The organism is Streptomyces sp. NPDC104307 (genome assembly GCF_055584045.1).
In genome coordinates, this window is record NZ_JBVJMU010000001.1 from 944,034 (window position 1) to 964,307 (window position 20,274).

General features: G+C 71.0%; 17 protein-coding genes. 5 read left to right on the forward strand and 12 right to left on the reverse strand.

Features of this window, described 5'->3' with window-relative positions; all coding sequences use genetic code 11:
* Positions 1-56: 56 nt before the first annotated feature.
* The 8 genes from ACZ601_RS03900 to ACZ601_RS03935 form a co-directional block, all read right to left on the reverse strand.
* Entirely contained in the window at positions 57-1,061 is a 1,005-nt protein-coding gene (locus ACZ601_RS03900; protein WP_469532575.1) for a sugar phosphate isomerase/epimerase family protein, read from the reverse strand.
* Positions 1,062-1,073: 12 nt separating this feature from the next.
* On the reverse strand, positions 1,074-2,324 hold the full coding sequence (locus ACZ601_RS03905; RefSeq protein ID WP_469532577.1) for a Gfo/Idh/MocA family protein: 1,251 nt from the start codon (positions 2,322-2,324) through the stop codon (positions 1,074-1,076).
* An 81-nt stretch (positions 2,325-2,405) separates the two neighbouring features.
* Positions 2,406-3,446: a substrate-binding domain-containing protein gene (locus tag ACZ601_RS03910; protein WP_073734278.1), complete on the reverse strand. Its 1,041-nt coding sequence runs from the start codon at positions 3,444-3,446 to the stop codon at positions 2,406-2,408.
* A 71-nt stretch (positions 3,447-3,517) separates the two neighbouring features.
* The gene (locus ACZ601_RS03915; RefSeq protein ID WP_440577628.1) at positions 3,518-4,567 is read right to left on the reverse strand and encodes an ABC transporter permease; all 1,050 of its coding nucleotides are present in this window, start codon (positions 4,565-4,567) and stop codon (positions 3,518-3,520) included.
* Complete coding sequence (locus ACZ601_RS03920; protein WP_469532579.1) at positions 4,564-6,090, reverse strand: sugar ABC transporter ATP-binding protein; 1,527 nt, start codon at positions 6,088-6,090, stop codon at positions 4,564-4,566. Before ACZ601_RS03920 ends, ACZ601_RS03915 begins: the two co-directional genes overlap by 4 nt.
* A 277-nt stretch (positions 6,091-6,367) precedes the next feature.
* Positions 6,368-7,549, reverse strand: coding sequence for an ROK family transcriptional regulator (locus tag ACZ601_RS03925; protein WP_440577630.1), 1,182 nt, complete (start codon positions 7,547-7,549; stop codon positions 6,368-6,370).
* A gap of 194 nt (positions 7,550-7,743) precedes the next feature.
* The gene (locus ACZ601_RS03930; RefSeq protein ID WP_469532581.1) at positions 7,744-9,006 is read right to left on the reverse strand and encodes an FAD-dependent monooxygenase; all 1,263 of its coding nucleotides are present in this window, start codon (positions 9,004-9,006) and stop codon (positions 7,744-7,746) included.
* Position 9,007: 1 nt separating this feature from the next.
* Positions 9,008-9,865, reverse strand: coding sequence for an alpha/beta fold hydrolase (locus tag ACZ601_RS03935; protein ID WP_469532582.1), 858 nt, complete (start codon positions 9,863-9,865; stop codon positions 9,008-9,010).
* A gap of 78 nt (positions 9,866-9,943) precedes the next feature.
* Between ACZ601_RS03935 and ACZ601_RS03940 the strand changes: the two genes are divergently transcribed.
* Positions 9,944-10,786 carry a helix-turn-helix domain-containing protein gene (locus tag ACZ601_RS03940; RefSeq protein WP_469532583.1) on the forward strand — a complete coding sequence of 281 codons (843 nt, stop codon included), beginning with the start codon at positions 9,944-9,946 and terminating at the stop codon, positions 10,784-10,786.
* Between the two features lie 151 nt (positions 10,787-10,937).
* Here ACZ601_RS03940 and ACZ601_RS03945 read toward each other — a convergent pair whose 3' ends face one another.
* Positions 10,938-11,888 carry a beta-ketoacyl-ACP synthase III gene (locus tag ACZ601_RS03945; protein WP_440577634.1) on the reverse strand — a complete coding sequence of 317 codons (951 nt, stop codon included), beginning with the start codon at positions 11,886-11,888 and terminating at the stop codon, positions 10,938-10,940.
* Positions 11,889-12,115: 227 nt separating this feature from the next.
* Here ACZ601_RS03945 and fdhD point away from each other — a divergent pair, with 227 nt between their 5' ends.
* The gene (fdhD, locus tag ACZ601_RS03950; RefSeq protein ID WP_469532585.1) at positions 12,116-12,964 is read left to right on the forward strand and encodes a formate dehydrogenase accessory sulfurtransferase FdhD; all 849 of its coding nucleotides are present in this window, start codon (positions 12,116-12,118) and stop codon (positions 12,962-12,964) included.
* Between the two features lie 70 nt (positions 12,965-13,034).
* On the opposite strand, the gene ACZ601_RS03955 is transcribed toward fdhD, so the two are convergent.
* Positions 13,035-14,063: a bile acid:sodium symporter family protein gene (locus ACZ601_RS03955; protein WP_469532587.1), complete on the reverse strand. Its 1,029-nt coding sequence runs from the start codon at positions 14,061-14,063 to the stop codon at positions 13,035-13,037.
* A 134-nt stretch (positions 14,064-14,197) separates the two neighbouring features.
* Here ACZ601_RS03955 and ACZ601_RS03960 point away from each other — a divergent pair, with 134 nt between their 5' ends.
* The 3 genes from ACZ601_RS03960 (at position 14,198) to ACZ601_RS03970 (ending at position 18,216) form a co-directional block, all read left to right on the forward strand.
* Entirely contained in the window at positions 14,198-15,082 is an 885-nt protein-coding gene (locus ACZ601_RS03960; protein WP_469532588.1) for a LysR family transcriptional regulator, read from the forward strand.
* Positions 15,083-15,416: 334 nt separating this feature from the next.
* A complete protein-coding gene (locus ACZ601_RS03965) occupies positions 15,417-17,216 on the forward strand; it encodes an AMP-dependent synthetase/ligase (protein WP_469532590.1) in 1,800 nt (599 codons plus the stop codon).
* Positions 17,217-17,379: 163 nt separating this feature from the next.
* Entirely contained in the window at positions 17,380-18,216 is an 837-nt protein-coding gene (locus ACZ601_RS03970; protein WP_469532592.1) for an aldo/keto reductase, read from the forward strand.
* A 92-nt stretch (positions 18,217-18,308) separates the two neighbouring features.
* Here the strand turns inward: ACZ601_RS03970 and ACZ601_RS03975 are convergent, their stop codons facing one another.
* Together ACZ601_RS03975 and ACZ601_RS03980 are read right to left on the reverse strand one after the other, a co-directional pair.
* Entirely contained in the window at positions 18,309-19,235 is a 927-nt protein-coding gene (locus ACZ601_RS03975; RefSeq protein ID WP_469532594.1) for a class I SAM-dependent methyltransferase, read from the reverse strand.
* 20 nt (positions 19,236-19,255) lie between these two features.
* Positions 19,256-20,227, reverse strand: coding sequence for an AraC family transcriptional regulator (locus tag ACZ601_RS03980; RefSeq protein WP_469532595.1), 972 nt, complete (start codon positions 20,225-20,227; stop codon positions 19,256-19,258).
* Positions 20,228-20,274: the final 47 nt, after the last annotated feature.

A 20,274-nucleotide genomic window follows, 5' to 3' on the forward strand; every position in this document is an offset into this window, starting at 1 on the left:
AGCCCCTCCGGCGATTGAGGAGCGGGGGTCCGGGGGCGGAGCCCCCGTTCGAACGGTCAGTCGTTGTCGCCGAACGCCGCGTCGAACGACGTACTCGGCGGGTCGAAGTCGAACCGCTTGAGCGAGGCAAGCGCTTCCGGCGCGCCCGTCAGCCGGTCCATGCCGGCGTCCTCCCACTCCACGGAGACCGGCCCGTCGTACTCGATGGACCGCAGCATCCGGAACACGTCCTCCCACGGCACGTCGCCGTGCCCCGCCGAGACGAAGTCCCAGCCGCGCCGCGGGTCGCCCCACGGCAGATGGGAGCCGAGCCGGCCGTTGCGGCCGTCCAGCCGCTTGCGCGCCTCCTTGCAGTCCACGTGGTAGATCCGGTCCCGGAAGTCGTAGAGGAAGCCGACCGGGTCCAGGTCCTGCCAGACGAAGTGGCTGGGGTCGAAGTTCAGCCCGAAGGCCGGCCGGTGACCGACGGCCTCCAGCGCGCGGTGCGTCGTCCAGTAGTCGTACGCGATCTCGCTCGGGTGCACCTCGTGGGCGAACCGCACCCCCTCCGCGTCGAACACGTCGAGGATCGGGTTCCAGCGCTCGGCGAAGTCCTCGTAGCCGCGCTCGATCATGTGCGGCGGGACCGGCGGGAACATCGCCACCAGGTGCCAGATCGACGAACCGGTGAACCCGATGACCGTGTCCACCCCGAAGGCGGCGGCCGCCCGCGCGGTGTTCTTGATCTCCTCCGCGGCCCGGCGGCGCACCCCTTCGGGCTCCCCGTCGCCCCAGATCCGGGCGGGCAGGATGCCCTGGTGGCGTTCGTCGATCGGGTTGTCGCAGACGGCCTGGCCCACCAGGTGGTTGGAGACCGCCCAGCACTTCAGCCCGTACTTGTCGAGCAACTGGTGACGCCCGTCCAGGTACCCGGGGTCCGCGAGGGCCTTGTCGACCTCGAAGTGGTCACCCCAGCAGGCGAGTTCGAGCCCGTCGTAACCGAAGTCGCGAGCGTACCGGCAGACGTCCTCCAGCGGCAGATCGGCCCACTGACCGGTGAAGAGAGTGAAGGGACGGGGCATGCGCAGGACCTCCTAGAGCTGTGCGGTCGAGTGGACGGGGGTGTGCACGGAGTTCTTCGCGGCGCTCTCCTCCACCGCCGCCAGCACCCGCTGCACCTGGAGTCCGTCCGCGAACGACGGGGTGGGCGCGGTCTTGTCCGCGATCGTCCGCACCACGTCACGGGCCTGGTGGATGAACGTGTGCTCGTACCCGAGGGCGTGCCCCGGCGGCCACCAGGCCTCCAGGTAGGGATGCTCGGGCTCGGTGACCAGGATGCGCCGGAAACCGGCCGTGGTGGCGGGCTCCGTGTGGTCGTGGAAGGACAGCTCGTTGAGCCGTTCCAGGTCGAAGGCGAGCGAGCCCAGCTCCCCGTTGATCTCCAGCCGCAGCGCGTTCTTCCGGCCGGCCGCCATCCGCGTCGCCTCGAAGGAGGCGACGGCGCCGGAGGCGAGCCGGCCGGTGAAGAGAGCCGCGTCGTCCACGGTGACCGCTCCCCGCGCCCCGTTGTCCGCCACCCCGGCCAGTCCGTTCGACGGGCCCGACTGCAGCGGCCGTTCGCGTACGAAGGTCTCGGTGACCGCGGAGACCCCGACCAGCAGCTCCCCCGCGAGGAACTGGGCGAGGTCCACGATGTGCGCCCCGAGGTCACCGAGCGCGCCGGAGCCCGCGTGTTCCCGCTCCAGCCGCCAGGTGAGCGGGGAGGCGGGGTCGACCAGCCAGTCCTGGAGGTAGGTGGCGCGCACGTGCCGAAGGGGGCCGAGCCGCCCCTGCTCGATCAGCTTCCGGGCGTAGGTGATGGCGGGCACCTTGCGGTAGTTGAAGCCGACCACCGCCACCTGGCCCCGGGCGGCGGCGCGCGCCGCCGCCTCGGTCATGGCCTCCGCCTCCGCGACCGTGTTGGCGAGCGGCTTCTCGCACAGCACGTGCTTGCCCGCCTCCAGCGCCGCGATGGCGATCTCCGCATGGCTGTCGCCCGGGGTGCAGATGTCGACGAGCTGCACATCGTCCCGGGCGATCAGGGCCCGCCAGTCGGTCTCCGCCGCCGCCCAGCCGTGCCGGTCCGCAGCGGCCTCGACCGCCCTGCGGTCGCGTCCGCAGATAGCGGCGAGAGCCGGCCGCATCGGCAGCTCGAAGACATGGCCGGCGGTGCGCCATCCCTGCGAGTGGGCGGCGCCCATGAACGCGTATCCGACCATGCCGACCCCGAGCGTGGGTGCGCTCGCCATCGGTCGGTACGTCGGCGGCGCCGCCGCCTCCTGCTCCGTCTCTTCCCTACGGGCCATCCGGGCTTCCTCCTCATCGGTGGTTCGGTGGGTGCGGCGGGAGGGTCAGTACCCTCCCGCGGGGCCTCGGCCCGACCGGGCTCAGTTGAAGCCCGTCGGCAGGTACTGATCGACGTTCTCCTTGGTGACCACCGCGGAGAAGAGCGTGAGGTTGGTCGGGATCTCCACCTCGGAGAGGCCGGCGAGCCCCTTGCTCTGGCCGAGGGCGCGGGCCAGGTCGACGGCCGACGCCGCCATGCTCGGCGGGTAGAGGACGGTGGCCTTGAGCACGCTGTTGTCGGCCTTGATGGCGTCCATCGCGGACTTGGCCCCGGCTCCGCCGACCATCAGGAACTCGTCCCGGCCGGCCTGCTGGATGGCGCGCAGCGCGCCCACGCCCTGGTCGTCGTCGTGGTTCCACAGCGCGTCGATCTTCTTCTGCGCCTGGAGGAGCTGGGACATCTTCGCCTGGCCGGACTCGACGGTGAAGTCGGCTGCCTGACGGGCCACCAGCTTGATGTTGGAGTAGTTCTTCAGCGCGTCGGCGAAGCCCTGGCTGCGCTGCTTGGTGAGCTCCAGGCCGTCGATGCCGGCCAGCTCGACGACCTTGGCGTTCGGCTTGTCCTTGAGCTGTTCGCCGATGTACGTACCGGCGTTGAGACCCATGCCGTAGCTGTCTCCGCCGACGTAGCAGCGGTACGCCTGCGGGGAGGCGAAGACGCGGTCCAGGTTGATCACGGGGATGCCCGCCCGCATGGCCTCCAGGCCGACCTGGGTGAGCGCCTTGCCGTCGGCCGGGAGGATGATGAGGACGTCGACCTTCTTGTTGATGAGGGTCTTGACCTGGCCGATCTGGGCGGCGGTGTCGTTGGAGCCCTCGGTGGTCTCCAGGGTCACCTCGGAGTACTTCTCCGCCCGCGACTTGGCGTTCTCGTTGATGGCGTTCAGCCAGCCGTGGTCGGCCTGCGGTCCCGCGAAGCCGATGGTGAGGGCCTTGCCCGGCTTGTCGTCCGCGGCGGGCGCGTTGCTCTGCGCCGCAGTGTCCTTCTCCTTGGGGTCGTTGCTGGTGCAGGCGGTCAGGAAGGCGCCCGCGGAGACTGCTGCGGTACCGAAGAGCAGTCCTCTGCGACTGGTTTCTGGCATGGCTGTCAAACCCTTCATCCGGTGCGTGGGCATGCGGAACAGGTGTAAGTGGTACGCAATTTGGTGGACCGTCAGCTATCTCGGTTGACCGAGGCGCGACCCTGGACCAGAACGGCGGCGACGATGATCGCGCCCTTGGCGATCTGCTGGACGTCGCTCTGCAGGTTGTTGAGCGCGAAGATGTTGGTGATCGTGGTGAAGACGAGGACGCCCAGCACGGAGCCGACGATGGTTCCCCGGCCGCCGGTGAGCAGGGTGCCGCCGATGATCGCGGCGGCGATGGCGTCGAGCTCGTACAGGTTGCCGTTGGTGTTCTGTCCCGAGCCGGACAGGATGATCAGCATGAAGGCGGCGATGCCGCAGCAGAGCCCGGACAGCAGGTAGAGGTAGAGGCGCTGGCGCCGTACGTCGATGCCCGCCAGCCGGGCCGCTTCCGCGTTGCCGCCGACGGCGACCGTGCGGCGGCCGAACGTCGTGCGGTTCAGCAGCAGCCAGCCGATGACGGTGACCACGGCGAACATCATGACCAGCGGCGGGATGCCGAGGACGTAGGAGCCGGGCAGGCCCAGGTCCAGGACGGACTTGACCGTGACGATCTGGGTCTTGCCGTCGGTGATCAGGAGGGCCATGCCCCGGGCGGAGGCGAGCATCGCCAGGGTCGCGATGAACGGCACCAGCCGGCCGTACGCGATGAGCACCCCGTTGACCAGTCCGGCACCGAGGCCGACGAGCATCGCGGTGAACAGGATGCCGACGAAGCCGTACTCCTGGGTGGCGAGTGTGGTGGCCCAGACCGAGGCGAGGGCGACCATGGCGCCGACGGACAGATCGATGCCGCCGCTGGTGATGACGAAGGTCACCCCGACGGTGACGACACCGATGACGGATGCCTGGGTCAGGATCAGCTGGAGGTTTCCGGTGTCCAGGAAGGCGTCGGGCTCGGTGATGGCGCCGACCACCACCAGTGCGGCGAGGACGCCGAGCAGCGAGAGACTGCGCAGGTCCAGGCGGAGCCCGAGGGCTCGGGGGGACCTGTCCTTCTGCGGGGACGCGGGGACGGACGCGGGCGCGGCGCCCTTGTCCGGCCCGGTCTGCTGTGCCGAGGAGACGGGCTGCGTCATGACGTCGGGCTCCCTTCCATCACGAGGTCGAGTACGCGGTGCTCATCGAGCTCCGTGGCGTCCGCCGTATGCACGACCTGACCCTCACGGAGCACCAGCACCCGGTCGGCGAGGCCCAGTACTTCGGGCACTTCGCTGGAGACGAGCAGTACGGCGAGGCCTTCGTCGGCCAGCCTGCGGATCACGGCGTAGAGCTCGGCGCGGGCGCCGACGTCCACTCCGCGGGTCGGTTCGTCCAGCAGCAGCACCCGGCAGCCGCGCAGCAGCCAGCGGGCCAGGACCGCCTTCTGCTGGTTACCACCGGAGAGCGTGCGGACGGGGGTGTCCGGGTTGTCGGGGCGCAGCGAGAGCTCCCGGGTGGCGGCGCGGGCCGCCTTGTACTCCGCGCCCCGGTCGAGCCAACCGCCCCTGGAGAAGCGGGACATGGTGGAGACGGAGACATTACGGGTGACGGATTCGAGCATCAGCAGGGCCTGCGCCTTGCGTTCCTCCGGGGCGAGGCCGATGCCGGCCGCGACGGCGGCGCGGACACTGCCGGGCCGCAGCGGCTTGCCGGCGACGGTGACCCGTCCGGCGGTGGCGCGGCGGGCCCCGTAGATGGTCTCCAGGATCTCGGAGCGCCCGGAGCCGACGAGTCCGGCCAGGCCGACGATCTCGCCGGGCCTGAGTTCCAGGTCGACGGGTGCGAACTCGCCCTTCCTGGTGAGGCCTTCGACCTTGAGCACCGGCTCCGTGCCGGTGCTCGCGGGGGCCTCTTCCGGCCTCGGCGGGAAGACGTACTCGACATTGCGGCCGGTCATCATGGCAACGATGTCGCGCGTGGGGGTGGACTCGGCAGGGAGGCCGACGGCGACGGTCCGGCCGTCCTTGATCACGGTCACCCGGTCACCGATCCTGCGGATCTCCTCCAGCCGGTGGGAGATGTAGACGACGGCGACCCCGTCGGCGGTCAGCGAGGCGACGATCCGGAAGAGGTTGGCGACCTCGTCCGGGTCGAGCGCCGCGGACGGTTCGTCCATCACGATGAGCCGTACGTCGTGGGAGAGCGCACGGGCCATCGAAACGATCTGCTGCTGGGCCGCGGAGAGTTCACCGACCGGGCGGGCCGGGTCGATCTCCGGGTGGCCGAGTCGCTTCAGCAGTGCGCCGGCCGCGGTCCGGCCGTCACGGGTGCGGACGACGAAGCCCGCGGTGGTCGGCTCGTGGCCGAGGAACACGTTCTCGGCTACCGACAGCCCCTCCACCAGGTCGAGTTCCTGGTAGATGGTCGCGATCCCGAGACGCATGGCAGCGATGGGTGTCTTGAGCACGGCCGGTGAGCCGTGCCAGGTGATCTCGCCGTCGTCGGGCTGGTGGGCCCCGGCGAGCACCTTGATGAGGGTGGATTTGCCCGCCCCGTTCTGGCCGAGCAGACAGTGGACCTCGCCGGCCTGGACCTCCAGGTCGACGCCGTCCAGGGCGCGCACGCCGGGGAAGGTCTTGGTGATGCCGGACATGGTGAGCAGGGGTGGTTCTGGAGCCATGACAAATCCCCTCGGCGGGTGCCGGTGAGCGGGCAGGGCGAAGTACGGTCCCGGGGTTCACCCGGACCCCGGCCGCTGGCGCGGGGGCGGTGCCTTTCTTGCCGGCCGGCCGAGAATCGGTCCGGCGGGAAGCGGATCGGACGGGAGAGTGATCAGGCGGGAGAGCGATCAAGCGGGTGGTGCGCGGCTCTTGCACGTGCTGCGGCCCGGTGGTGCTGGGTCAGGCCGGTGATGCGGGGTGAGGCCGGTGGTGCTGGGTGGGGCCGGTGGTGCTGGGTCAGGCCGGTGAGAAGAGGTGGTCGCTGATGAGCCTGGCCGCGCCGATCACTCCGGCGGCGGGTCCCAGCTCGCCCAGCACGATGGGAAGGTTGCCGGTGGCCAGCGGCAGTGACTGCCGGTAGACCTGGGTCCGGACGCTGGCCAGCAGCGTGTGGCCCAGTCCGGTCACCCCGCCGCCGATCACCACCAGACCGGGGTTGAAGAAGCTGACGAGTCCCGCGATGACCTGCCCGACCCGGTTTCCGCCTTCGCGGATCAGGTCGAGCGAGGTGGCGTCGCCGGCGGCCGCGGCGGCGGCAACGTCGACGGCGGTGAGTTTCCCGGACGCCGACAGCCGGGCCGCGAGCTCCGGGGACTGCCCGGCACGGGCGGCGTCCTCGGCGTCGCGGGCCAGTGCGGCGCCGCTGAAGTGTGCTTCCAGGCAGCCCCGGTTGCCACAGGCGCAGGGGCGCCCGTCCGGTTCGACCTGGATGTGGCCGATGTCGCCCGCACTGCCCGTCGTACCGCGGTGGACCTCTCCGCCGACGACGATGCCGCAGCCGATACCGGTACCGATCTTGACGCAGAGGAAGTCGCCCACGGAGCGCGCGACGCCCGCGTGCTGCTCCCCCATCGCCATCAGGTTCACGTCGTTGTCGACCATCACGGGGCAGCCCAGCTCCTGGCTGAGCGCCTCGCGGACCGGGAAGCCGTCCCAGCCGGGCATGATCGGCGGTGCGACCGGAATCCCCTCGGGGAAACGGACCGGACCCGGTACGCCGATGCCCGCGCCGTCGAACCCCTCGGCGAGCCCGGAGGCACGGAGCTTGGCCGCCAGGGACAGCACCTGCTCGAAGATGGCGACGGGGCCTTCGCGTACGTCCATGGGGTGGTTGAGGTGGCCCAGGACCTCCAGCTCCGCGTTGGTGACCGCCACATCGACCGAGGTGGCGCCGATGTCGACGCCGAGGAAGCGCAGCGCCGGGGCGAGCCGGATGTTGTGCGAGCGACGCCCGCCGCGGGATGCGGCGAGTCCGTCGGCCACCACAAGGCCGGTCTCCAGCAGTCTGTCCACCTCGACGGCGAGCTTGGAGCGGGAGAGATCGACCTGATCCCCCAGCTGTGCCCGTGAGTTGGGCCCGCCGTCGCGCAACAGCCGAAGCAGTCGCGCCTGATGCGCATTCGCGGGTCGTGCCGTCATACGTCTCACGCGCCCCTCCCCGCCACATCGGCCTGTCCGTCGGGCTTTGGAGGGGAACGTAGCAGCGCTTGCCCGGAGTGGGAAGAAGTTGCGCAGGAATCCACCACAACTTTCTCCTCACTGAGGACAAAGGGGGGTGGAGCAGGGCTCCGGTCGCCCTGCTCCACCCCGGGTTCCTCCGGCCCGAGCGCGCCTCAGGAGTCGCCCGCGAGACCGGCCCCGCCCCGTGAGACCGTGGTGGACGACGGCCGGTAGTCGTCGACGGTCATGGAGTTGTACAGGCGCGCGCTCCTGGTGGTGAGGCGCAGGAGGGCGCGACCGGCCCCCGAGGGCAGGGCCGAGACCAGGCGGGCGCCCTGGGCCAGCCCCTGCACGCCGAGGCGCGAGGCGGGCACCAGGGTCTTCGCCGCGCCGAGCGCGGCCGCGTGACTGCCCCGTACGTGCTCCGCCATCGCGCGCTCATAGGCGGGGAAGGCGCGCTCGTGGTCACCGCCCGCCCGCGCCAGTTCCCCGGCGAGGACATACGCTCCGACGACGGCCAGGCTGGTACTGCCGCCGACGGCCGGACCGGGACAGTAGCCCGCGTCGCCGACGAGCGTCACCCTCCCCCGCGACCAGGTCGCCATGCGCAGCTGCGTAACCGAGTCGAAGTAGAACGCCGGAGTGCGGTCGATCTCGTCCAGCCAGCGGTCGACGTCGGGGTGCATGCCCGCGAACGCGCTGCGCAGCAGCCCCTTCTGACCGGGCACGTCGTGGTGGTGGCCGGGCTCACCCTCGCTGCGGAACAGGAACAGCACCCGCGCGTCGGCGAGATGCCGCGCGCCGTACATGCCGGCAGTACGGCCGACACCGACGTGCATGAGGAGCTCGCCGTCGAGCCCGGCGGCGTTCGGCAGGGCGAGCACCCCGAAGCAGACCCCGGTGAAAGCGCTGAAACGGGCCTCGTCACCGAAGGCGAGGCGGCGTACCCGGGAGTGCAGCCCGTCCGCGCCGACGACGAGGTCGAAACGGCGCGGCGCGGCGTTCTCGAACCGCACCTCGCCGTCGGGCGAGATCTCGGTGATCGAGTCGCCGAAGACGTACTCGACGTCATCACGCGTGGTGTCGTAGTAGATCTCGCTCAGTTCGTCGCGCATGATCTCGACGTGCCGGTCGGAGGTGGCACCGTAGATCTTCGAGAGGTCCACCCGGACGGGACGCCGTGCGCCCTCCCGGTGGACCGTCATCCGGTGGGTGCCGGTGGTCCGCTCCTCCACACGCGGGAGCACGCCCATCTTCTCCGAGATGTCCACCGCGGGCCGGAACAGGTCGACCGCGTGGCCTCCGGTCCTGCGCGGTGTCGGCGCGCGCTCGACTACGGTGACCGAGAAGCCGTGCCTGGTGAGCCAGTGGGCCAGAACCGGACCGGCGATGCCTGCGCCGGAGACGAGAATCCGCAGGGAGCCGCTCCCGTTCACTTCAGTCCGCCCTGACGGCGTGAAGCGTGGTGAAGGCGAGCAGGGGGGTGGCGGTACGCGGCGGATCCTCAAGGATGGGTGAGTGTCCGAGACCGGGCAGCAGCTCGACCGCCGCCCCCGGAACGGCGCGGTAGTCGGCGGCGGACGATGACCGCCATCTGCGGTCGTCCTCACCGAAGATCACCAGCAGCGGTTTGCCGACAGCCGTCAGTCGCTCCGGCAGCGCCTGCTGTTCCAGGAAGCGGCGGGTGGCCTCCATCGTCGCCGTGAGCGTATGAAGGGTCATACAGCGCACCTCGTCCAGGAGTTCCGGTGGGACCCGGTAGCCCGCGCGGCTGAAACCGGTGCTCGCGAAGGCGCGGATCTGCTCGTCGGTCGGCGGCCACTGCGAGAGTCCGACCGGATCGGACTGCGGTGCGATGAAGGCGTTCAGGCCGGGTCCGGTGTTGACGAGCGCGAGCGCGGTCACCAGATCGGGCCGCTCTTCGGCGAGGGCGGTGGCGACCACGCCGCCACTGGAATGACCGACGACCACGGCGTGTTCGACGCCGAGCCGGTCCAGCACCGTGCCTGCCCGGCGCGCCTGGTCCGAAAGCGCGTAGCTGCGGTCGGCGGGTTTGGCCGACCGGCCGTGCCCGAGCAGGTCGATCCGGATGACGCGGTGAGATCCGGCCAGCAGCGGAACCAGCTGGTCCCAGGAGCGGGTCGAGGACGCAGAGCCGTGGATGAGCAGGAGTGCGGGGGCGTCGCGAGGGCCGTCCTGGCACACATGAATGTCGCCGTCGTCCAGCGACAGGGTCGAACTCTCGGTGGTCCCGGTGCGGCCGTTCACGTACGGTCCGCCGTCAGAAGCAGTCATGCTCCCACTGTTGCCGCAGGTACCCGCCTGCGGCTTGGACGAATGTTCCCTCTCGGCCCGCTCACGTAGCATACGAAGATGCGGACCTTCACGCACGGTACGGCTGTGTGGGACGTCGCGAGCCCGCAGCGTCCCAGCAGGGTGGCCGGCCTCACCATGGCCGGGTTCCGCGCCCGTGACCTGGGCCCGCTCCGGATGATCCCGCATCCGGCCGTGACGCTGCTCCTGGAGTTCGGCGCCGGCTCCCCCGTAGTGGGCTGTGCCGCCGGACAGCGGCAGCGGGGAAGCCTCGTGGCCGGGCCGGGGCTGGGGGCCGGCGGCGCGGTCCGGGCCTGGGGAGAGAACGTCGAGTGCGTACAGGTGCGCCTGTCCCCGGTGATCGCACGTGCGGTTCTGGGCACTTCCCCCGCCGAGCTCGACGGCGCGGTCGTGTCCCTGGGCGATCTGTGGGGCCGGGAGGCGTCCCGGATCCGCGAGCAACTGGGCGAAGTCCCGTCGTGGCAGGACCGTTTCGAGATGACGGACGCGCTGCTCGCCCATCGGTACGAGGAAGGGCCGTCGGTGGATCCGGAGGTGGCCTGGGCCTGGCACCGGATCACCGGCAGCCGTGGCCTGGCCCGGGTCGACGCGCTCGCGGCCGAGGTCGGATGGAGCCGGAAGCGCCTGTGGTCGCGGTTCCGGTCGCAGCTCGGCCTCCCGCCCAAGCCCGCGGTGAAACTGGTCCGCTTCGACCATGCGGCTCACCGCCTGGTAGCGGGTGTGAGCCCGTCCCGCGTCGCGGCCGATGCCGGCTACGCCGACCAGTCCCATCTGCATCGCGATGTCAGGACGTTCACCGGGGTGACCCCCGCGACCGTGGCGGGCGAGCGGTTTCTCTCCGTGGACGACCTCGCATGGCCCGGCCGCCGCCCGGAGGCGTGAGGGCTGCCGTGGTGAACACCGGTTCCCGGCCCGTCGTTCGACGCCGTGAAGAGCGCGGGGCCAGCCTCTTCACGCTGGTGGTACGTCTGACGGGAGCAACGGGCAACGAGCGATCGCCCGCCCTCCACGGCCTGCCGAGCACCGCTACCCCTCAGGGACAGCGGATCACCTGGCCCGCGTAACTGAGGTTCCCGCCGAAGCCGAAGAGCAGCGCCGGGGCCCCGGTGGCGATCTCGCCCCGTTCCACCAGCTTGGACAGGGCCATCGGGATCGAGGCGGCGGACGTGTTGCCGGAATCCACCACGTCCCTGGCGATGACGGCGTTGACCGCGCCGATCTTCCTGGCGACGGGTTCGATGATCCGCAGGTTGGCCTGGTGCAGCACCACCGCGGCGAGGTCCTCCGGGGTGAGCCCGGCCCTCTCGCACACCTTGCGCGCGATGGGCGGCAGCTGGGTGGTCGCCCAGCGGTAGACCGACTGGCCCTCCTGGGCGAAGCGCGGCGGCGTCCCCTCGATCCGTACCGCGTCCCCCATACCGGGAACGGAACCCCACAGCACCGGCCCGATCCCCGGCCGCGCGGCCGGGCCGGAGTCCGCGACCACGACCGCGGCCCCGGCGCCGTCCCCCATCAGCACGCAGCTGGAGCGGTCGGTCCAGTCGACGATGTCGCCCATCTTGTCGGCGCCGATCACCAGCGCGCGGGTGGCCGCCCCGGCGCGTACGGCGTGGTCGGCGGTGGCGAGAGCGTGGGTGAAACCGGAACAGACCACGTTGATGTCCATCACCGCGGGCGACGTCATACCGAGGCGGGCGGCGACCCTGGCCGACATGCTCGGTGACCGGTCGATCGCGGTGGAGGTGGCGACGAGAACCAGATCGATGGCCGAGGGCTGGAGCCCGGCAGCGGCGAGCGCCTTGGCCGCGGCGTGCGCGGCCAGCTCGTCCACCGGCTCTTCGGGGCCGCCGAGGTGACGGGTCTTGATGCCGACGCGGCTGGTGATCCACTCGTCACTGGTGTCGACCATGGCCGCGAGGTCATGGTTGGTGAGCACCTTGGCGGGCTGATAGTGGCCGAGCGCCACGACACGTGAGCCGGTCATATTCAGGTTCCCCTCGCTACATATGGCAGGAACCATCCAGTCTTGGTCGCTACTGACCGGTACAGAGGCACGTAATCCCACAGGATTACCGCTCAACGATTGGAGGCTTGACAACAGCCCCGCCCAGGCGGACCGCATACTGTAGACAATATTTCCGGCCCCTGGACGACCTTTGCGCCAAGTGCCGCTTCGGCTTCCACCACGTACAGAAATCGGGTCTGACGGTCATGGGACGGGTCACCGAGCGCCGCCGCACCATCCGCATCCGGGACGGGGTCGTGTCCGCCCGCCCCGACACGCTCGTCGCGGAGGAGCCACTGGAGATCCGGCTGAACGGCAAGCCGCTCGCCATCACGATGCGCACCCCTGGCGACGACTTCGCGCTGGCGGCGGGCTTCCTGGTGAGCGAGGGCGTGATCGGTGAGGGCCACGAGGTGCAGTCGATCGTGTACTGCGCCGGGGCGACCGCCGACGGGGTCAACACGTACAACGTGGTGGACGTGCGGCTCGCGCCCGGTGTCGTGGTCCCGGACATCACGCTGGAGCGCAACGTCTACACGACGTCGTCCTGCGGGCTGTGCGGGAAGGCCAGTCTGGACGCGGTCCGCACCACGACCCGGCACCCGGTCGCCGACGCTCCCCCGCTCCGGGTGGAGCCCTCGCTGCTGTCCGCGCTCCCCGACCGGCTGCGCGCCTCGCAGCAGGTGTTCGACCGGACCGGGGGCCTGCACGCGGCGGCGCTGTTCTCCGAGACGGGCGAGCTGATGGACCTCCGGGAGGACGTGGGCCGGCACAACGCGGTCGACAAGCTGGTCGGGCGGGCCCTCACGGACCAACGGCTGCCGCTGTCCCGGACGATCCTGCTGGTCTCGGGCCGGGCCTCGTTCGAGCTGGCGCAGAAGGCGGTGATGGCCGGCATCCCGATGCTGGCGGCCGTCTCCGCGCCGTCCTCCCTCGCAGTCGACCTGGCGGCGGAGACCGGACTGACCCTGGTCGGCTTCCTGCGGGGGCCTTCCATGAACGTGTACGCGGGTGAGCACCGCATCGCCCTGGAGGCGGAGGCCGGGCGGGGCTGAGACGGGGGCCGGGAGGGGCTGAGGCCTCCCCCGCCGCGAGGCGCCCCGGCCGTGGGGCACCCCCGCGTCGTCAGCTCACGGTGACGGGCGCCGTCGCCAGCGCCTCGCCGTCCGCAACCGCGTCCTCCACGTCCCGGGCGCGCCGCTTCGCGAGCACCGCGCACACCATCAGCTGCATCTGGTGGAAGAGCATCAGCGGCAGCACGGCCAGGCTCGCCTGCGCGCCGAACAGGACGCTGGCCATGGGCAGACCGGAGGCCAGGCTCTTCTTCGAGCCGGCGAACTGGATGGCGATGCGGTCCTCCCGGCCGAAGCCGAGCCGCTTGGCCCCGTACCAGCTGAGCGTGAGCATCAGCGCGAGCAGCACCGCCTCCGCGGCGAGCAGTGCTCCGAGCCTGGCCGGGGTGACCTGGTGCCAGATGCCGGCGACCATGCCCTCGCTGAACGCGGTGTAGACGACGAGCAGGATCGAGCCCCGGTCGACCAGGCCGAGGATCTTCTTGTGCCGGGCGATGAAGCCGCCGATCCAGCGGCGCAGCAGCTGTCCCGCGACGAACGGCAGCAGCAACTGAACGCCGATCTTGAGCAGCGCGTCCCCGGAGAATCCGCCCCCGCTGCTGCCGAGCAGCGCGGCCGCGAGCAGCGGGGTGAGGAAGATTCCGGCGATCGAGGAGAAGGAGCCCGCGCAGATCGCGGCGGGCACGTTGCCCCGGGCGATCGAGGTGAAGGCGATCGACGACTGAATGGTCGAGGGGACCAGGCAGAGGAAGAGGAAGCCGCTCTGGAGCTGGGGCGTCAGCACATACGGGACCAGCCCCCTGCTCGCCAGCCCCAGCAGCGGGAACGCGACGAACGTGCAGGCCAGGACCGTGAGGTGGAGCCGCCAGTGCCGGACGCCGTCGAGCGCCTCGGCGGTGGAGAGCCGCGCCCCGTAGAGGAAGAAGAGGAAGGCGACCGCCCCGGTGGAGGCCCCGCCCGCGACATCGGCGGCCGCGCCCGAGGCCGGCAGCAGCGCCGCGAGTACGACGGTGCCGATCAGCGCCAGGATGTACGGGTCGATCGGCAGCCAGGACGGCAGCTGCGGCTTGCGGCGGCTCATGTGCTCCACGTGTTCTCTCGTTCAGGGGTCTTGCCCCAGGGGCTGTCCCGTAGCCATCGTGCCGCTGAGCACCGAAATCGGGAATCCCGTATACCGCTCTGACTGTGATCACGTTTCGCGATAACGTGGCGCGCATGTACGAGCCCGCGCAGTTGCGAACCTTTCTCGCGGTCGCCCAGACGCTGAGCTTCACCCGGGCCGCCCGCAGGCTCGGGGTGCGGCAGTCCACGGTGAGCCAGCACGTGCGGCGGCTGGAGGAGGCGGCCGGACGACAGCTGTTCACCCGTGACACGCACCGGGTCGACCTCACCGTGGACGGTGAGGCGATGCTTGGTTTCGCCCGGACGATCCTGGACGCCCACGAGCGGGCGTCCGCGTTCTTCACCGGAACCCGGCTGCGCGGCCGGCTGCGGTTCGGGGCCTCGGAGGACTTCGTGCTGACCCGGCTGCCGGAGATCCTCCAGGCGTTCCGCCGCGACCATCCCGAGGTCGAGCTGGAGCTCACCGTGGAGCTGTCGGGGACGCTGCACCAGCAGCTGGCGGCGGGCCGGCTCGATCTGGTGCTGGCCAAGCGGCGGTCCGGTGACACGCACGGGGAGCTGATCCGGCAGGACGCGCTGACGTGGATCGGCGCACCGGAGCTACGGATCGACCCGGACCGGCCGGTGCCGCTGGTCCTCTTTCCGCCGCCGGCCATCACCCGGGCCCGCGCCCTTGAGGTGCTGGAGGGCCAGGGCCGTTCCTGGCGGGTGGCGTGCACCAGCGGCAGCCTCAACGGGCTGATCGCCGCTGCCCACGCGGGGCTCGGCGTGATGGCGCACAGCCGGGGTCTGATCCCGCCCGGACTGGTCCCGCTGCCGGCCAGGGCGGGGCTGCCGGATCTGGGCGAGGTGGATTTCGTCCTGCTGCACGGCCGCCGCCGGGACGGTGCGCAGCAGGCGGCGGACGCGCTCGCGGCGGCGATCCTGGCGGGCGGCGACCGGCTGATCCGTCCGCCGGGGGTTGCGGGGCGGTCCTGAGGGGGACAATCAACGGGACGCCTCGGTCCGAGGCCGGGGCGGCCCAACCCGGTCAGGCCCGGCAACGGCGGACCAAACCCCCGTATCCGCACGGAACGGCAGTGATCGCGGCGTACAGATTCGGTGGAGATTCCCGCGCGAGCCACTTACTCCTTGGTCGGAAGCGCGCCCGAGCCTTGCCCATCTGGCCGGATTTCAGCCCCTGACCAGTGCAGACGCCATGTTTCACCGGCCGTGGCGGGCTCTCCCGCGGCGGCGTCCGGTGGGGTAGCGTCACGGCGCTGTGCGGAGCGCCACAAGGAGCAGGTCATTGCGCGAGTTCACTGTCCCACCCATGGCGGCCTCGCCCCACGTGGGCGGGCTCGCTGATGTGGTTTTCGACTACGCCGAGGAGGATCCGCACCGGATCGCCCTCGGCCGCAAGGACGCGTCCGGGAAGTGGCTCGATGTCACCTCCGGCACGTTCCGCGACGAGGTGCTCGCCCTGGCCAAGGGGCTGATCGCCCACGGCGTGCGGTTCGGGGACCGGGTCGCCCTCATGTCGCGCACCCGCTACGAGTGGACGCTGTTCGACTTCGCTCTGTGGGCGGTCGGCGCGCAGTCCGTTCCGGTCTATCCGACGTCCTCGGCCGAGCAGGTCCTGTGGATGCTCCACGACGCCGAGGTCTCGGCGGTGATGGTCGAGCACGAGGACCACGCGATGACGGTCGCCTCGGTCATCGACCAGCTGCCCCAGTTGAAGCGGCTGTGGCAGCTGGACACCGACGCGGTGTCCGAGCTGGTCGCCGCGGGCGCCCATGTCGAGGACGAGGTGGTGCACCGGCACCGGCGCGCCGTCACGCCCGACTCGGTCGCGACCGTCATCTACACGTCGGGCACGACGGGCCGGCCCAAGGGCTGTGTGATCACGCACGCCAACTTCATGTTCGAGACGGAGACGATGGCGTCGCGCTGGGAGTCGGTCTTCCACTCCCGGCCGGGCGACGAGGCCGCGACCCTGCTCTTCCTGCCGCTGGCGCACGTCTTCGGGCGGATGGTGGAGGTCACGGCGATCCGGGGCCGGGTGAAGCTGGGCCACCAGCCGGAGCTGTCGGCGAAGGCGCTGATGCCGGACCTGGTGACGTTCCGCCCCACGTTCATCCTGGCGGTGCCGTACATCTTCGAGAAGGTCTTCAACGGGGCCCGCCGCAAGGCCGAGACGGAGGGCAGGCTCGGCCCCTTCGACAAGGCCGTGGACATCGCGGTGAAGTACGCGGAGGCGATGGAGGCGCGGGCGTTCGGGACGGGTCCCGGACCGTCCGCCGGGCTGCGGATGCAGCACCAGTTCTTCGACAAGGTCGTGTACAAGAAGGTGCGCGAGGCGATGGGCGGCCGGATCCGGCACGCCATGTCCGGCGGTTCGGGGATGGAGCGGCAGCTCGGGCTGTTCTTCGCGGGCGCCGGTGTCACGGTGTACGAGGGCTACGGGCTGACCGAGACGACCGCGGCGGCCACCGCCAATCCGCCGGAGCGCACCCGGTACGGCACGGTCGGACAGCCGATCCCCGGCACCACGGTGCACATCGCGGCCGACGGCGAGATCTGGGTGTACGGCCGCAATGTGTTCTCCGGGTACCTGGGCGACCCGAAGTCCACCGACGCGGTGCTGAACGACGGCTGGCTGGCCACCGGGGATCTGGGTGGGCTGGACGAGGACGGCTATCTGACGATCACCGGGCGCAAGAAGGAGATCCTGGTGACGTCCGGCGGCAAGAGCGTCTCGCCGGCCGGTCTGGAGGAGCGGGTGCGGGCGCATCCGCTGGTGGCGCAGTGCATCGTGGTCGGCAACGACCGGCCGTACATCGCGGCCCTGGTCACCGTGGACCAGGAGGCGGTGGAGCACTGGCTCGCCATGCAGGGCAGGCAGCGGCTGTCACCGGGCGAACTGGTGCGGGACCCGGATCTGGAGATGGAAGTCCGGCGGTCCGTGGTGGCCGCGAACACGGCGGTGTCGCAGGCCGAGTCGATCCGGACATTCCGGATTCTGGCCCATCAGTTCACCGAGGAGCACGGGCTGCTGACCCCGTCGCTGAAGCTCAAGCGCAAGGCGATCGAGACGGCCTACGCGGCCGAGGTGGACGCGCTGTACCGCTGAGCCGGGAAGGGTTCGTACCGCTGGGTGGGAAGGGGCCGTACCACGGGGCGGGGAGAGGCCGTACCGCTGAACCGGAAAGAACGGGTCCGCAGACGGGAATGTGCGGGCCGTCTTGATCGTTGAAGCTTCGAGTCCCACCTCCCAACGTAAGGATCGACCGCTCGTGAGCCAGGTCCCCTCCCTCACCCTCAACAACGGCGTCGAGATGCCCCAGCTCGGTTTCGGAGTCTGGCAGGTGCCGGACGACGAGGCCGCGAAGGCGGTCACCACAGCCATCGAGTCCGGGTACCGCAGCATCGACACCGCCGCGATCTACCGGAACGAGGGGGGCACCGGCAAGGCCATCGCCGCCTCCGGTGTCGCCCGCGACGAGCTCTTCGTGACCACCAAGCTGTGGAACAGCGAGCAGGGCTACGACTCGACGCTGCGCGCGTTCGACGCCTCGCTGGACAAGCTCGGTCTCGACTACGTCGACCTGTACCTGATCCACTGGCCGGTTCCCGCCAAGGACGCGTACCTGGACACGTACCGGGCGTTCGAGGAGATCTACGCGGACGGCCGCGCGAAGGCCATCGGCGTGTCGAACTTCCTCCCCGAGCACCTGGAGCGGCTGCTCGGCGAGACCTCCGTCGTACCCGCGCTCAACCAGATCGAGCTGCACCCGCAGCTTCAGCAGGCCGAGTCCCGCGCGCTGCACACCAAGCACGGCATCCTGACCGAGGCCTGGTCGCCGCTGGGTTCCGGCAAGGGCCTCCTGGAGGTCCCGACGGTGGTCGCGGTCGCGCAGAAGCACGGCCGCACGCCCGCTCAGGCCGTGCTCCGCTGGCACCTCCAGACCGGCCATGTGGTGATCCCGAAGTCCGTGACCCCCTCGCGGATCGCGGAGAACATCGACGTGTTCGGCTTCGAGCTGGACGAGGACGACCTGGCCGCGTTCGCGGCGCTGGACGAGGGGAAGCGGCTCGGCTCGCACCCGGGTGAGTTCAACCTCGGCGCCTGAGCCGGAAGGTCAGCGGTGACGTTTCACCGCTGACCGAACCCGGAAATCCGCCGTCCGGCCAGTGGCCGGACGGCGGATTTCCGCTGTCGCGCTCAGGCCTTGCGGCCGAGGTGGAACGTCCGGGCCAGCAGCAGGAAGGTGTCGGTGCGCCGGTGCAGTCCGGCCGGGTCCTCGGGGTCGGTCAGCCGGTCGAGCACCGCGTTGTCCTCGGCGTCGAGCCGCTCGCCCAGGCTCTCGCGGCGGCGGGTGAAGTTGTCGATGACGTGGTTCCGAGCCGCCTCGCTGAGGGGCGCGGGCAGGTCGAGCAGGAAGCTCCGGGTGCCCTGCGGGTCGAGGCCCACGGCGGTGAAGAGGGCGGCCCAGTTCTCGGTCTCCCGCTTGGTGCCGGGCAGGTCCGCCCGCATCTGCTCGAAGCTCTCGGCCTGGATCACGTCGAGCCGCTCCTCCAGACCGGGCCGGCCGAAGCCGATGTCGCGCGGGAGATGGCGGGGCTGCAGCCCGCCCTCGACGAGTGCGACGGTGCCGCCGGGGCGCAGCAGTCCGGCGAATCCGGCGAGTGCGGCGCGCTGGTCGCCCATGTGGTGCAGCGCGTTGCCCGCCCAGATGAGGTCCGCCTCTCCGGCGCGGTCCAGTTCGTCGGGCAGCTCCGCGTGCAGGGTGGTGACGCGGTCACCGAGCCCGAGCCGCTTCGCGCGGTCGCGGGTGCGCTCCAGCAGGGCCGGGGTGCCGTCCACGGCGACGACCTCGGCCTCCGGGAACACCTCGGCGAGCAGGCAGGCGACGACGCCCGGCCCGCTGCCGATGTCCAGGACCCGGCGGACCTCCGGAGCGCCGGGCAGACCGGCGATCCAGCGGGCGGCCTCCGTGTACTGGCCGGTGCTGAGTTCGGCGTTCTTCTCCAGCAGCGGACCGATGGCGTCCCAGTCGAGATCGGAGCCGTCATGGTGGGCATGGCCGCTCTCGTGCCGGTGGCCGTGGCTGCTGTCCTGGTGGTGACCGTGACCGGTGTCGTTGCTCATGGGGACAGCCTCACCACACATCAGGCCATGGGCAAATCCTCTTGCCGTTCCGGCAAGCCCCGTCCGTTCCGGTAGTCCTGCGGGCCGACCCCGCGCACCCGCTTGAACGCGGTGCTGAAGGCGAACGCCTGGCTGTAGCCGACCTTCCGGGCCACCGCCTCGACCGTCGCGTCCGTCTCCCGCAGCAGATCCGCCGCGACGGCGAGGCGCCAGCCCGTCAGGTACGCCATCGGCGGCTCCCCCACCAGCTCGGTGAAGCGGCGGGCGAGCCCGGCCCGGGAGACTCCGGACCGGTCCGCCAGCGCGGCGACCGTCCAGGGGTGGGCCGGCTCGTTCTGGAGCAGCCGCAACGCCTGACCGACGACGGGGTCGCCCATGGCCCTGTACCAGGCGGGGGCCGCTGCTCCGGGCCGGGAGAACCAGGTGCGCAGGGCGTCGATCAGCAGCAGGTCGAGCAGCCGGTCCAGCACCACGCTCTGCCCCGGCTCGTCCCTGGCGATCTCGCTGTCGAGCAGCGTCAGCAGCGGGCTGCCGCGGCCGTCGCCGGGAAGGAGGATCAGAGCCGGCAGGGCGTCCAGGAGGCGTCTGCTGATCTCACCGTCCAGCAGGTAGGTGCCGACGAGCATGGACGCCTCGCCGTCCGGGGCGTTGCCCCAGGTGCGTACACCCAAGTGCATGGACTGGGCCAGCGGTTCGCCGCGCAGGGTGGTGCAGATGCCGCCCGGACCGATCCGGGTCTGCGGCCGGGTGCCGGGCCGGTCCGCGACGGTGTACGGCTCGGGACCGCGCGCGATGGCCAGGTCGCCGGGGCGCAGCAGCACGGGTTCGGTGCCGTCGGCGGGCACGATCCAGGCCTCGCCCTCGGTCATCGACATCAGGCAGAGCGGAGCCCGGTCCTCGATCCGTACGGACCACGGCGGTTCCATCACCATCCGCAGCAGGAAGGCCCCTCTGGCCCGCGGCCCGTCCAGAAGCCCGGCAAGTGCGTCCATGGGCAGCAGCGTAGACGTTCACGAAGGGAGCTGAGCGGCTGAGGGAT

Bases quoted from the DNA above. Each gene is read 5' to 3' on its own strand.
- ACZ601_RS03900 (WP_469532575.1), bottom strand. From the start codon at position 1,061: ATGCCCCGTCCCTTCACTCTCTTCACCGGTCAGTGGGCCGATCTGCCG.
- ACZ601_RS03905 (WP_469532577.1), bottom strand. From the start codon at position 2,324: ATGGCCCGTAGGGAAGAGACGGAGCAGGAGGCGGCGGCGCCGCCGACG.
- ACZ601_RS03910 (WP_073734278.1), bottom strand. From the start codon at position 3,446: ATGCCAGAAACCAGTCGCAGAGGACTGCTCTTCGGTACCGCAGCAGTC.
- ACZ601_RS03915 (WP_440577628.1), bottom strand. From the start codon at position 4,567: ATGACGCAGCCCGTCTCCTCGGCACAGCAGACCGGGCCGGACAAGGGC.
- ACZ601_RS03920 (WP_469532579.1), bottom strand. From the start codon at position 6,090: ATGGCTCCAGAACCACCCCTGCTCACCATGTCCGGCATCACCAAGACC.
- ACZ601_RS03925 (WP_440577630.1), bottom strand. From the start codon at position 7,549: ATGACGGCACGACCCGCGAATGCGCATCAGGCGCGACTGCTTCGGCTG.
- ACZ601_RS03935 (WP_469532582.1), bottom strand. From the start codon at position 9,865: ATGACTGCTTCTGACGGCGGACCGTACGTGAACGGCCGCACCGGGACC.
- ACZ601_RS03940 (WP_469532583.1), top strand. From the start codon at position 9,944: ATGCGGACCTTCACGCACGGTACGGCTGTGTGGGACGTCGCGAGCCCG.
- ACZ601_RS03945 (WP_440577634.1), bottom strand. From the start codon at position 11,888: ATGACCGGCTCACGTGTCGTGGCGCTCGGCCACTATCAGCCCGCCAAG.
- fdhD (WP_469532585.1), top strand. From the start codon at position 12,116: ATGGGACGGGTCACCGAGCGCCGCCGCACCATCCGCATCCGGGACGGG.
- ACZ601_RS03955 (WP_469532587.1), bottom strand. From the start codon at position 14,063: ATGAGCCGCCGCAAGCCGCAGCTGCCGTCCTGGCTGCCGATCGACCCG.
- ACZ601_RS03960 (WP_469532588.1), top strand. From the start codon at position 14,198: ATGTACGAGCCCGCGCAGTTGCGAACCTTTCTCGCGGTCGCCCAGACG.
- ACZ601_RS03965 (WP_469532590.1), top strand. From the start codon at position 15,417: ATGGCGGCCTCGCCCCACGTGGGCGGGCTCGCTGATGTGGTTTTCGAC.
- ACZ601_RS03975 (WP_469532594.1), bottom strand. From the start codon at position 19,235: ATGAGCAACGACACCGGTCACGGTCACCACCAGGACAGCAGCCACGGC.
- ACZ601_RS03980 (WP_469532595.1), bottom strand. From the start codon at position 20,227: ATGGACGCACTTGCCGGGCTTCTGGACGGGCCGCGGGCCAGAGGGGCC.